Origin of the sequence: Microcoleus sp. OTE_8_concoct_300, assembly GCF_031383065.1 — a bacterium.
GTDB lineage: Bacteria > Cyanobacteriota > Cyanobacteriia > Cyanobacteriales > Microcoleaceae > Microcoleus.
The window spans coordinates 1-12,370 of the sequence record NZ_JANMZH010000178.1; the positions used below are offsets into that span (position 1 = coordinate 1).

Annotated in this window: 15 protein-coding genes; 7 read left to right on the plus strand and 8 right to left on the minus strand. The window is 45.7% G+C overall.

The window, feature by feature from the left end; genetic code table 11:
* Positions 1–327: 327 nt before the first annotated feature.
* Together ACUVJL_RS08500 and ACUVJL_RS08505 are read right to left on the minus strand one after the other, a co-directional pair.
* The gene (locus tag ACUVJL_RS08500; protein WP_445245441.1) at positions 328–1,356 is read right to left on the minus strand and encodes a C39 family peptidase; all 1,029 of its coding nucleotides are present in this window, start codon (positions 1,354–1,356) and stop codon (positions 328–330) included.
* A 684-nt stretch (positions 1,357–2,040) separates the two neighbouring features.
* A complete protein-coding gene (locus ACUVJL_RS08505; RefSeq protein WP_445245442.1) occupies positions 2,041–3,369 on the minus strand; it encodes a M16 family metallopeptidase in 1,329 nt (442 codons plus the stop codon).
* 297 nt (positions 3,370–3,666) lie between these two features.
* On the opposite strand from ACUVJL_RS08505, the gene ACUVJL_RS08510 reads away from it, so the two are divergent.
* From ACUVJL_RS08510 to ACUVJL_RS08535, 6 genes are all read left to right on the plus strand, one after another.
* Complete coding sequence (locus tag ACUVJL_RS08510; protein ID WP_445245443.1) at positions 3,667–4,062, plus strand: RusA family crossover junction endodeoxyribonuclease; 396 nt, start codon at positions 3,667–3,669, stop codon at positions 4,060–4,062.
* Complete coding sequence (locus ACUVJL_RS08515; RefSeq protein WP_445245444.1) at positions 4,059–4,730, plus strand: hypothetical protein; 672 nt, start codon at positions 4,059–4,061, stop codon at positions 4,728–4,730. Before ACUVJL_RS08510 ends, ACUVJL_RS08515 begins: the two co-directional genes overlap by 4 nt.
* Before the next feature lie 218 nt (positions 4,731–4,948).
* Positions 4,949–5,806: an ABC transporter permease gene (locus ACUVJL_RS08520; RefSeq protein WP_445245445.1), complete on the plus strand. Its 858-nt coding sequence runs from the start codon at positions 4,949–4,951 to the stop codon at positions 5,804–5,806.
* 379 nt (positions 5,807–6,185) lie between these two features.
* On the plus strand, positions 6,186–6,395 hold the full coding sequence (locus tag ACUVJL_RS08525; RefSeq protein WP_015176940.1) for a DUF2997 domain-containing protein: 210 nt from the start codon (positions 6,186–6,188) through the stop codon (positions 6,393–6,395).
* 40 nt (positions 6,396–6,435) lie between these two features.
* A complete protein-coding gene (locus tag ACUVJL_RS08530) occupies positions 6,436–6,822 on the plus strand; it encodes a DUF1257 domain-containing protein (RefSeq protein WP_333417634.1) in 387 nt (128 codons plus the stop codon).
* A gap of 77 nt (positions 6,823–6,899) precedes the next feature.
* Positions 6,900–7,370, plus strand: a complete 471-nt coding sequence (locus tag ACUVJL_RS08535; protein ID WP_445245446.1) for a ferredoxin — start codon at positions 6,900–6,902, stop codon at positions 7,368–7,370.
* 95 nt (positions 7,371–7,465) lie between these two features.
* Here ACUVJL_RS08535 and ACUVJL_RS08540 read toward each other — a convergent pair whose 3' ends face one another.
* The 6 genes from ACUVJL_RS08540 to ACUVJL_RS08565 all read right to left on the minus strand — a co-directional run bounded on the left by ACUVJL_RS08540 (position 7,466) and on the right by ACUVJL_RS08565 (position 11,786).
* Positions 7,466–7,747 carry a YiaA/YiaB family inner membrane protein gene (locus ACUVJL_RS08540; RefSeq protein ID WP_333139957.1) on the minus strand — a complete coding sequence of 94 codons (282 nt, stop codon included), beginning with the start codon at positions 7,745–7,747 and terminating at the stop codon, positions 7,466–7,468.
* A 365-nt stretch (positions 7,748–8,112) separates the two neighbouring features.
* Positions 8,113–9,192 carry a hypothetical protein gene (locus ACUVJL_RS08545; protein ID WP_445245447.1) on the minus strand — a complete coding sequence of 360 codons (1,080 nt, stop codon included), beginning with the start codon at positions 9,190–9,192 and terminating at the stop codon, positions 8,113–8,115.
* Positions 9,193–9,268: 76 nt separating this feature from the next.
* Positions 9,269–10,246 carry a hypothetical protein gene (locus tag ACUVJL_RS08550; protein ID WP_445245448.1) on the minus strand — a complete coding sequence of 326 codons (978 nt, stop codon included), beginning with the start codon at positions 10,244–10,246 and terminating at the stop codon, positions 9,269–9,271.
* A gap of 56 nt (positions 10,247–10,302) precedes the next feature.
* Complete coding sequence (locus ACUVJL_RS08555) at positions 10,303–10,671, minus strand: hypothetical protein (RefSeq protein ID WP_445245449.1); 369 nt, start codon at positions 10,669–10,671, stop codon at positions 10,303–10,305.
* A 61-nt stretch (positions 10,672–10,732) separates the two neighbouring features.
* Positions 10,733–11,434 carry a hypothetical protein gene (locus tag ACUVJL_RS08560; protein ID WP_445245450.1) on the minus strand — a complete coding sequence of 234 codons (702 nt, stop codon included), beginning with the start codon at positions 11,432–11,434 and terminating at the stop codon, positions 10,733–10,735.
* An 85-nt stretch (positions 11,435–11,519) separates the two neighbouring features.
* The gene (locus ACUVJL_RS08565) at positions 11,520–11,786 is read right to left on the minus strand and encodes a hypothetical protein (RefSeq protein ID WP_006634886.1); all 267 of its coding nucleotides are present in this window, start codon (positions 11,784–11,786) and stop codon (positions 11,520–11,522) included.
* A gap of 253 nt (positions 11,787–12,039) precedes the next feature.
* Between ACUVJL_RS08565 and ACUVJL_RS08570 the strand changes: the two genes are divergently transcribed.
* A complete protein-coding gene (locus tag ACUVJL_RS08570; protein WP_006634885.1) occupies positions 12,040–12,363 on the plus strand; it encodes a helix-turn-helix domain-containing protein in 324 nt (107 codons plus the stop codon).
* Positions 12,364–12,370: the final 7 nt, after the last annotated feature.

The following is a 12,370-nucleotide window of genomic DNA, read 5'->3' on the forward strand; positions in this document are numbered from 1 at the left end:
ATTTTTTATGAGGCTGCATAGAATCCGATCCCCCCTAGCCCCCCTTAATAAGGGGGGGACAAGATTCCCATCAAAGTCCCCCTTATTAAGGGGGATTTAGGGGGATCGAGATATGTGCAACTTCACATTAAATTGGTATTAGCTAATAACTAATGATATCATGTCCGATCAATTAACCATAATATCCCGGTCGGGGCGGGTTTTTGAGATTGTCAATTATTGGCAGGTATTGTTGGTGAACCCGCCCCTACAAAAATCGCGGTCGCTCGACCGGACTTGATATAACTAATGACTAATGACTAATGACTAATGACTAATGACTAACAATTACTTAGAGATAAAATGAACCCAAAAATTCCCGTCAGCCATACACACGCTGCGGATTAAGCGATAGGGATAGTGCAAGTAGGCACCGCTGGCACTTGTGTCGTAGCCGCTTGGGAACCACTCGCCATAGGGATCGTGAACGAAGAATCCCTCGCTGTCGTAGCCTGCGACAACTAGAATGTGACCGAAAGACGTGAAGTATCCGTAGATAACAGCGGGATTTCCGCTGGCGAGCCAATCTTGAACATCCTCAATTGTTGCATTTTCGGTAAAGAAATCTTGAGCGCCGTAATCTTTAACAATCTTCGCTAAATCGTAGGGATCCCAGCGACTGTAACCTTTGGCGATCGCATATTCGTAGAGTTCGTCTTCATATTGCCCGGTTTTTTGGCGCCGCGGCACCCTCAAAAAGTCCAGACACATCGCTATTGAAGTTACATTGGCAGAACCTGTAGGATTGTACAAGTTATCCATTTGCGATCGATAAGGAATGCCAAGCCTGACAGTTGGGGGATTCGGTTTGGGATAAAACACAAGCTCGTCTTGACTAATTTGAGCGTGCGATCCGAAAACATACCAAATCCCTGAACCTTTGAAAGACTCGTTACGCAGAGCAACTCTGATGTGATTGCGAGTCGGAGCAAAAGCCAGGATCTCAAACTCTTTTCCCCCTGGTATTAATTGTTTTTCCGAGTCCAGAAGCGCAGAAGATGCCAGCGGTTTTGATTTAAAAATGGTGTCTCTGAGCGTTTTCAGTATCAGGGGAGGTGTGGGAATGTCCCCTGGTTTAGTTTCGATCAGCTTTGTGGCTGTGACTGCTCCCAAAAAACCAGCTTCGCCGCACTTCATCAGAGTTTGAAATCGGTGCAAAGCAGCAGTAGAGAGAGGGCCAAATTTTCCGTCTACGGGAGGTTTCAGTAAACCCAGGTCAATGAGGCGGCTTTGAATTTGGTGGCTGAGTTCGTCGTCAGCAGCTATTGCTTTGGCATCGTACCTCATTTTTGAGTTGAGAAAGTTTTGTAATTTCATGCTTGCGTGCCCACGATCGATTTGAGATTTTAGATTTGAGATTTTAGATTTTAGAATTACGACGGCAGATAAATCCGGTGGCCCGGGACCCAATTGCTTGATTGTCAATAATTCCCCGTTTATCCTCTCATAAAATTATCGATTTTAGATTTGAGATTTTAGATTTGAGATTTATGACTGCAGATAAATCCGGTGGCCCGGGACCCAATTGCTTGATTGTCCATAATTCCCCGTTTATCCTCTCATAAAATTATCGATTTTAGATTTTAGATTTTAGATTTTAGATTTATATCAATTCCGGTTGCATTGGAATGATTAAACCGCAGAGTACGCAGAGAACGCAGAGAAAGAGAACAGAGAGATGAATACAGGACGATGCTAACGGATTTGATATTACGATCGCAGATAAATCCGGTGGCCCGGGACCCAATTGCTTGATTGTCAATAATTCCCAGTTTATCCTCTCATAAAATTACGGTGATTTTATCGATCGCCCGTACCTTAAAGGCTTCATATTAATTATTTGATACAAAACCTTCAAGGCGAGGGTCGATCGAATTTCAGGCACTATTGACTAAAAATCCCTGGTGCCCGTTGGCATTCTTTCTGCCGAATGCCGAATGCTGTTGGATGCCGGGGAAGCAGAGGGAGGGCAGAATTCCCCTGTTGAGGCGATCGTCCTGTTTATGCTTCGTCCGGACGAATTACCACAACACCCATTGCGTCGGGAGACAGATATTTTACGGCGGCTTCTCGGAGATCCTGCGCCGTCTGAGCTTGGATGCAGGCGGCATAGTTGAGGGCGGGAGCGATATCTCCTAACATCGAGTGATAGTAACCGTACAAACTTGCTCGATCGCTCGGAGTTTCGTTACCAAAGATAAACCGATTTGCTACTTGGGTGCGGATGCGGGAAATTTCGGCATCTGTCACCAGTTCAGTTTGGAGAGTGCGGATGTGTTGGACGATCGCAGCTTCCACTGCTGCCAAGTTTTCTGTCGGTAGTTGAGCAGAAATCGAGAATACGCCGCCGAGTCGCTGAGTCATGTTGCTGACCGAAATTGACGAAACTAACCCTTTTTCTTCGCGCAAATCCTGAACCAAGCGAGTTGTGCGGCCGTGACCCAATATTGTCGCCAAAACGTCCAGGGCATAAGTTTCGGACATTTCCATGAAACCTGGCACTCGCCACATCACGATCAGTCGGGCTTGCTGAAGGGCAGAGTCTACAAATTCGCGGCGGACTGTTTCTGTAAACGGCGATTCTTGGCCGTAGTTCAGGATTTGGGATTCTGGGTGAAAGTTGCTGACAGCAGGCGCATTTATTTTGTTGTTTTGTGATGTGCTTTTTGCTGCAAAACTGTCTACAACAATTTCTATTAGTCGATCGACTGGCAAATTGCCTACAGCTACGGCTGTCATGGCCCCTGGGTGATATCTGCTGCTGTGGAAATCCCGCATTTGTTGCGCGGTAAGCTGTTCGATTACCGCAGTCGGGCCGAGTACCGGTCGCTTGTAGGGCAGGACTTCAAACGCTAATTCCATCGATCGCTGATAGGTGCGGCGGCGGGGATTGTCTTCCGATCGTCTAATTTCTTCTAAGACTACCAGCCGTTCTCGATCGAAGGCGTCGTCGGGAATGCTGGCGTTGAGCAACACATCGACTTGCAGGGGAGCTAGTTCGGCAAAATCTTTAGGGGCTGTGGTGATGTAGTAGTTAGTGTAATCTTGGCTGGTGGCTGCATTGGTGACAGCACCGCGCTGCTCGATCGCGCGCTCAAATTCTCCGCTTTTGATGCTCGGAGTTCCCTTAAAAATCATGTGTTCTAAAAAGTGAGCCATGCCGTTGATTTCGTCTGGTTCGACGGCTGAGCCTAAATTGAGCCATACGCTGAGGTTAACAGCATCGACTGGCAAGTGTTCGGCTATAACTGTCAGACCGTTGGGGAAATGGCGGACTGTTGGGGCGTTGAGGGGGGATCGGGAGGAGGATTTGAGTAGGGTTGATGTCATTGCGCTTTTAAATTTATCTTGTTCTCTATATCTTAAAGGGTCATCCGATTTTAGATTTTAGATTTTAGATTTTAGATTGATCCCACGGCTGATGGTTGCTGGGGATGTTGTCGGGGGCGATTCCCTTCGGGATAGCTTCGCTTCACGCGAAATGCGAGAGCGGTGAGGGCGTGAGGGTGATGAGAAATCAGTGCGATCGACAAAACAAAAGTTGATTTCTTAAAAGTTGCAAGTTATAGTCTAGTTTGAATTTAGCCTTTAATCCCTTCTTTTCGCATTCAAGTTTCGGAGTTGCCAATGCAATTTGAGTTTCTGATTCCAAAACGCCCTGTATCTTTGCAAACGAGAAAGAAATGCAAGCGACAGGATTGGCAAGCATTTGTGCGTGCAGAAGCGTCAAAAACTTGGGTAGGAGATCCTTATTCAGGAAACGTTCATTTAACTTTAGTATACCTCTATGATACTTACCCTGTTGACACAGACAATATAATAAAGCCCATACAGGACGCACTAATTGGGTTAGTTTATGAGGATGATTCACTTGTCACAGATGTGGAGTCGCATCGTCGCTCGCTTAGCGACACATTTGACGTTGCTCTATGTCCGTTATTGTTGCTCCGTGGCATAAGATCTGGCAGTGAGTGCGTTTACGTTAGAATAAATTCAGCAAAAGCACTGGAGAGCTATCTATGACCGCTAAATTAATACACGACAAATCAGTATCTAAAATTGCCGAAAAATACCGACAAGCAGGCTATACAGTATTGGTTGACCCTGAACCTGAAGACATCCCTTTCGATTTAGGGACATATCGTCCAAATTTGATTGTAAGAAAGAACGAAGCCGAAGGTTATATAATCGAATTCAACGCTTCGGGCAGGCAAACATCTATAGATAGGTTGAAAGAAATTGCTGAAATAGTTTCTGAAAATACAGGCTGGCGTTTCTTATTAATGACTGAAGAAGATGCTTTACTGAAAGACAACTCCAATGAAGTAAATCTATTATCTTGGCAACAAGTCTTTACGAGAAAAACACAGGGTGAACGTCTAATTTCATCAGGAGAAAATGAAGGCGCGTTTTTATCACTTTGGGGAACACTTGAAGCACTCCTGCGTAGACAAGCTGAGGAGGTTAGTATTCCAATTGAAAGATTTCCACCTGTATCTCTGATCAAACATATGTATTCGCAAGGAGAACTTTCAATAGAAGAGTACGATCGAGCAATGCTACTTTTAAGCGTAAGAAACCGATTGATTCATGGATTTGAAGCACCAGAAGTCAATGAGTCTGTATCTGAATTGCTCGCCCTTGTCAATGAATTAATAAGTTTATGGGCACCAGAGGCATCTGGGTCCTGAGAGGAGGTTCCGCAAAAGGAGTGTTGCTCACTGCGCTTCACAAAGTCCGCGCGATCGCACTTATCCCGAGCAGGAATCGCCCTAGCCAACAAGTGAGATAGAAGCGTGAGCCCTTAACTTTCGTTTATCTGCTATTTCTCAACGGGCATTTGCCACTTAGAAATAGTTGCCCAAGTCCTCAGTTTTTTTTGTGACAGCAAAAGATGCAAAATCGAAGATTGAATAACAACTTAGTATTTGCAAAACAAGCTTTTCAACGATTTTGGCGATCGACTTCGGGGAAAATCGGCTTAATTTTGACTGTAGCGCTGACGATCTGGGCACTGTTGGCCCCCCTACTTTCTCCTTACGATCCGGCGGTCGATCGAAATTATTTGTTGCGCTTAGTGGCTCCTAGCGCTAAACATTGGTTTGGCACCGACGGTTTGGGGCGAGATTTGTTGGTGCGGGTGTGGCACGGATTGGGAATATCTTTACTCGTTAGCCTGGTTTCTGTGGGTGCGGGTTTAATTGTGGGAGCGCTTTTGGGGCTCGTGGCCGGGTATTTTCGGGGGTTGCTGGAAATGGCGATCGGCACTTTGGCCGATATTTTGTTAGCTTTTCCTTCGATTTTACTGGCGATCGGCGTTGTTACCGTCACCGGGCCGAGCCTGCAAAGCGTAATTATCGCCGTCAGCCTCGTGCAAATTCCGATTTACATCCGTTTAACTCGCAGTATGGTGCTGTCTCTGCGGGAACAAGAATTTGTTTTGGCCCTCAAGGCCTTGGGTGCCAGCGACTTGCGGATTATTTTTCGCCACATTTTGCCGGGAAGTCTCGCGCCTCTAGTTGTACAAGCAACTCTTTCGACTGGTACGGCGACACTAGAAGCTGCCGGTTTAGGTTTTTTGGGTTTGGGCGCACAGCCGCCGGTTCCTGAGTTGGGGACGATGCTTTCTGATGCTTTTAAGGGCGGATACGCTCTTTCGTCTCCTTGGACGATCGTGTTTCCAGGTTTGCTGATTACCTTGACAGTTCTGGGTTTCAACCTTTTGGGCGACGGCCTGCGAGACGTTTTAGACCCAAGAGGGAATTAGAGGGGAAGTGGGGAATTTATACTTTTGCCTTTTGCCTTTTACCTTCTGCCTTCTTCTCTCTGCGCCCTCTGCGCCCTCTGCGGTTCATCCCCTCTTCCTTCTTCCTCACTCTAAAATCTAAAATCTAAAATCTAAAATCTAAATATAGAGTGACTTGACTGGTGTCACGATCTACGCGAAACTTTACATACAACTGATGTATTGCTTCTATTTATTAATAAGTTCTGTTAAGTTGTGACTCAAAACCTATCAATTAGTCAAAATTGATATAGCGCTTTGTCAGTCAGCCAACTCTCAAGAAGCGACTTCAGGAGGCATCGTCCCTGGCTTGCTGGTGTCGGTGTCTGTTCTCACTATTCCTATTCAGTCAGCCCGGATTATGGAAACACTAGAGTTTGTGATCTATCCAGATGGCCGCGTACAGGAAACAGTCACCGGCATTGTCGGTGCTTCCTGCGCTGAGGTAACGGCTGCAATTGAAGCTCAGCTCGGCGTGGTGCTTCATCAAGAGTCAACATCTGAATATTTCACGCAAGCCCTGCATCAGTCAGCCGAAGCGACGGCCCAAGTGGCTTTTAGCGATTGGTAATTTTTTTTGTTGAGTTCACTTAAATTTTTTTGGAATCACCATGTCACACTTTAGCCAAATTAAGACCCAGATCCGCAATTTGAATTCTTTGGAAGCTGCTTTAACTGACTTGGGTATCGACTGGAAGTCGGGCCCAACTGAGGTGCGCGGCTATCGCGGCCTAACCAGTACCGCTGAGGTCGTGATTGAGCAAGAAAACGGCTATGACCTAGGTTTTAGCTGGAACGGGACTGAGTATGAATTGGTGGCTGACTTGCAGTTTTGGCAGCAAGCTTGGTCTGTAGACCGTTTTCTGAATAAGGTGACTCAGCGCTACGCTTACCATACTGTGGTGAATGAAAGCGCTAAGCAGGGTTTCCAAGTTTCTGAGCAAAAGCAAAATCAAGATGGTTCGCTCCGCTTGGTGGTGCAGCGCTGGTGCGCTTAATAATTTTTCGAGATTTTTGCAATCTTGTCTCATCAAAGTCCGCCTGCGCGGACTTATTTACTATTGGGGGGGTCTAAATGTCTGAGATTTCTGGACTCGGAATAGATACAGCAAGCGATCGCTCTGGTTTAGAGCCGGAGTTGGGAGGTTTTTTGCGGGATGCGCCCGATCGCTCTGGTTTGGAACCCGAGTTGGGCGGGGTGTTGCGCCAAAAAGGTGTCTATGTTGATGAGATTACCTGCATTGGCTGCAAGCACTGCGCTCACGTTGCTCGCAATACTTTTTATATTGAACCGGATTACGGTCGATCGCGCGTAGTTCGACAAGACGGGGATTCTGAAGAGTTGATTGCTGAGGCGATCGACACTTGTCCGGTGAATTGCATTCACTGGGTTGATTACACCGAACTCAAGAATCTGGAAGAAGAACGCAAGGATCAGGTGATTCCTGTCGTTGGCTTTCCCGTGGATATGGCGACAGTTAAGGCCGGTATTCGCCAGCGACAAAAGAATAAGTTGGGCGATCGTAAGTTCAAAGGTAGCCATTGAAATCCCCAATTCACATCCACAGCTTGAAACCTGTGGCTCAAACAACAAAAACAGCCCGCCCGGGCTGTTTTTTGTATACATTGTATAATTCAAGTTTATTTGAGAGGATGGTGCTCAGCGAGAATTTTCTCAACTCTAGCTTCGTCAATTCTGGCAGTTAATGTTGTTGCCTCGTTGTTATCGCGAATGGTTTTTGCTAAAGTAAAAGACGAGCCGACTGAAAAAGTTAAACCCATACCCATAAAAGCTTTTTGCCAGGGGTCTACCTGTAAATAAATGATACCTACAGTAGTTGCGGAAATGGCAACAATAAAAGAAACCCAGCACTGAAGTATCCAAGCATTAGTATCTTTTTGACGTAGGATTTGTTTCTGCATAGTGCCTCTCGATCAAATATATCTTTTGGTGGATTAACTTAAAGCATAGAGAGTGCGACTGAAGCGGTCAGGAGAGCAGGGGACAGTTTCGATAAGTGAACAGTGCGATCGAACTTTTTACTAAAAATTAGAACGCTGTAGATAGGGTTTAAGGCTCAAGGAAGACTGGGTGGGAGTAGACAGTTAGAAAACTCCACTAAGGAAAGCTAGTTTTTTCTCAAAATAGCGTAAGGTGCGCGGTCCGGCGCACCCTACTTCTCCCACTCCGCCTCCGCTGACGAGAGTTTGACTCTATGCAGCGGTTTCAACCGCCGACTCTTATCTACTTTGTTTGTGTAGCCCCGGTTTCAACCGCCGAGTCTTATCTACTTATTTTTCTGCTGAGTCTTCGCTTGTTCGATCGCAATTTCCCTGACTGCTTGCAAAGAACTCAAATTCGATGCACCCTCAATCGCCTTCACCGCCAAATCTTGAACCTGTTTTAAGGCAGAATCCAGTTGTTTCGACAAGCTAGCGAGGCGCGCATCTTGATTTTGAATTGTCTGCAACATCCCTTGAATTTGCAGTTCATAATTTTGCTTTTGCCCTTCGATATCTTTAGCAGACAAATCAGCCTTAACTTTAGCTTGATAATTGCCAATATTGCGGCCGTTATCTTTCCCGTTCTTGATATTAGCTTCCAGTTCTTTCGGGAAAGCTTCTACCTTAGCTTTCACCTCAGCATAAAGTTTTTCCCGTTCCGAAATAGATTTTTCGCGTTCCGCCCACTGTTTCTCCTGTTCTTGCTGAAACTCTTCGATTTCTTGATACAGCCTTTTCTGGCGCTGTTCGTATTCTTCGATGTCCAGATTTCGCTGAAGATTCAAATCATAATCATACAACTCTTCATCCCGATCGCGAGCTTTTTGGTGATGCTCATTGCGTTCTTTAACTGCCAACTTTTGGAGTTCCTGCTCTTTTTCCCAAGCTTGCCGGCGTTCCAACAATTCCTGTTCAACAGTTTCGCGCTGTTCGCTGAGTTCGCCAGCAAAAGTTTTCGCGCTTTCTTCGTACTGTTGAATTAAATTGTCCAGCGTATCTTCTGCAACATCTTCTAAACTGTGCAACTCTTGCAGTTGTTGAATTTCCTCGCCCACCGTGCGCCGCAATTCTTCGAGTTTAGCAGCTTCTGAAGTTAATTTCTCAGACAACTCACTGACAGCGCCACCAAAGCCAAATTGCAGCAAAATCAAATTGTCGATTGTAGACTGCATTTTTTGTGGATTTTGAGTTAAAGCCATTGGTTTTTGTGCCTCCACAATAGGTTTTTCTGGGGCTGGTTTTTGCTTTTGGGAAGCGTTTAGCTCTTGGATTTGCGATTCTAACTGCGCTTTTTCTTGCGCTGCTTCCTTGTACGCTTCGAGAATTTCAGCCTTGGTGCTTTTGTCGCTAACTCTTTTGTTCATGACTTTTCATTCCTTAATAGTTGGGAAAATTTCTGTCATTTTTCCGTAAGGTGAGCATTGCACACCTTACTGGGTTTTAAGCTTTGCTGGCAAAAGCTTTCATTGCCAAATCTTGCGCTTGCTTCATCGTGGCTTGCAGTTGCGCGGAAATTTCGGCGATTTGTTCGGTTTGTCGCTCAATAGTCTGCTGCAAAGATTGCGCTTTCAATTCATATCCTTGCTTAGTGCCTTCCCATTCTTTCTCCACCAAATCTGCTTTAACTTTAGCTTCGCGAGAAACTTCTTGAATTGCTTCTTCTTTGGCTTTAACATAAGCCTGTTTGAGTTCTTCTTCAAATCCAGCCGCTTTCTTTTGATTTGCTTCAAACTCCGCTTGATTGTCGCTGAGGACTTGTTCACGTTCTACCCAGTTTTTCTCTTTTTCGCGAGTAGACTGTTGCAATTCCCGTTCTAGTTTGCGTTTTGTTTCTTCGTATTCGTCGGTTTCGATTTTGCGGGTGCGTTCTAATTCGTAGTGATAATCTGCTGTTTCCCGCTGGCGTTCTTTTGTTATTAGTGCAATCTCTTCTTGAATTGCTATGTCAAACTCTTGCTGTTCTTTTTCCCAAACTTTGCGTTTTTGGGTCGTGTCTTTTTCGATAAGTTCGCGCTGGTTGGCGCTGTTTTGTTCGAGCAGGGTCAGTTTTTCTCGGTGCTCTTGAGTTAAAATGTGGAGGGCGTCTGCTACAACTCTGATTTGCTGCAACTCTTGCAATTGTTGGGCTTCAATTTCGATCGCGCGTTTTAATTCGTCTAATTTGGAAGATTCGACCTTCAGTTTTTCGGAAAGTCCGTTGGTGATGCTGCCGAAATCTAATTGCAAGTCAGCCAAGCCTTTGACGATGCTGTCTATTGTGTAGGTGGAAGCTACTTCGAGGAGTTGTTTGTTTTTGGCTTTTTCGGCTGACTCTTCTTTGGTTTCTACTTTGGATTCGATCTTTTTCTTGTCGGCTAAAATCTGCTGAAAGTTTTGCAAAATTTTGGCTTTGCTATCCTTGGCAGTTGCTATTGTCATAATGTTTGCTTCTCCTAATTCTAACTTGGCGAGACTTTTTAGTGAGACGTTTTCAGTTATTGTAAGTTGCGGAGTTGGCTGAGAATGGCTCTGTACTTTCTGGCTGCGTTGGGTTTTTCTTCGGGATTGGCGCTGGCTAGAATTTTGAGAATTTTACAGCAGCGATCGCACGGATTTCCTTGCCAGCAGCCGCACTCATCAATTATACTTAAAAGTGTGCCTTTTAGCAATTGATTTTCGGCTAACAAAGCTCGGTAATTCCGCTGGACAGATTCGGCAACTAAAGTCATGTGATGGAAGTCTTCGGTGAGACTTTCGATGTCGTTAACTGCGTCGGCTCGAATTTGGTCGAGCAGCTCAAGATTCTCTTTCAAACGGCTTTCTTGCAGGTTGGGTTGGGTTTTCAGATTCGTTAATTTCTTCATTTCACTCTTGGTTGTAACAGTTATGGTAAAGGCGCGATTAAATCGCGCCTTTACAACAGAATTAGAACAAGTCAGCAGTTGATTTGTCTTCCGCTGGCGGTAGCGACATACCGCCGTTGGAATTCAAAGCAATAGCATCACTTTCACCCTTACCATGAGCAGCCATCAAGCGTGCAACTTCCTGGGGAGGGAGATTATCCAAACACACCATTTGCCGCGTTCCTTCCAAATCGATCATCCGAGATTGATTGCTCATATCGGACAAAATTGCTGCTGCTTGGTCGATAATTGCCCAGTTGCTACGGTCCATCCACGACCATTTTAAACTGTAATAATTGATTGGTTTAACGAATCCGCTGTCGTCTGGTTTTTCGCCGGAATGCTGGGTAAATTCGGGAATAAAAATACCTGTAGCAGGCTCTACTCCGCGAGATTGAACTGAGGCAACTAACCCGTTAAAATCGTTCAAGCTGCGGTTTTTGATGTAAGTCACCATGACTACTCCTTGCGGCAATTCGCCGGTTTCTGCGACAAACCACAGTTGACCCCATAGTGTGTGGGAAGTTTGACCGAGGGAGCCGAAGAATTTGGAGAATTTGAGAATTGTCATTGAGCATTTTGAACCGTAGTCGGTGTCGCCGATCGCCCATTGGCCAATCTGACAGTTGTTTCGGACGGCGATCGGGATTTCCGGTACTAGCAAAGCATTGCTCGGTTTGGCACCAAATACTGAAAATGTCGGTCTTTCTTGTGTTTTAGTCATTGTTCGTTTTTCCTTAGTTCTTTATTGCTTTACGGGGAATTGGTAATCCGTTAAATCTCGTACATTGCTCGCGGCTGAACTTCGATTACCTAATCAGATGTGTTGTCGCTTTTGGTTCTGGATAGGTATACTCAAGCATCGCCTCTTGTTGAGCTTTGATAATCCGCAGCGCGGCGAGCAAATGCTCTAAGGTTTCTAGGTGCGCTGGGGTGAAGTGGATGCTGAAGCCTTCGCCATCCCGCGCGTAGCCGGGACACACGAGTGAGGCTGAGCTTTGTTCTTCGTGGGTGGCGATGTATAGCCAGTCATCGTCTTCGAGCTTGTAATGCGTGTCTGTCCAGGTTCTCAGCATTTGCGATCTGCTCCTCCTTATTTGCTGCGTACAAGCGTTTTGACGCCCAGCGCTTCTCACTCCTCTGAAGTTGACGGCGCTATCTGTAGCGTGTTGGCTGGGATAATTTCCACTTTTGACCCTACAGGGCGGTTGATTTAGTTGATTAAATCGTCAACTATCCTCATGGTAGCCTGGGTTGATTTTCCCGTCAAGTGTTTTGTTGAACTTTTCATCAAAACAGGCTAGAATGCTTGTCAGGAGGCAAAAAACCGTGGAACAAACATTTGGAAGACTGATCCGTCAAGCTCGCAAGGACAAAGCTTACTCACAACGTGAGCTAGCAGCTATGCTAAGTGTGGACTTTACTTATTTGTCGAAGTTGGAGAACGATCGAGCGGATTATGCGCCAAAAGAGGAGGTAATCCGAGCATTAGCGCGGAATCTAGACATAAACGAAGAGGAATTGATTTTCTTGGCGGGGAGGCTGCCGCAGCAGTATGAAGCGCTGCTGAAGCAGAACCCGAAGGAAATGCAGGCTCTTTTCCGCCGAATGCAAGAAAATCCCGATTGGCTGAAACAGTCTTTTGAAGCGTAAGAGAGGC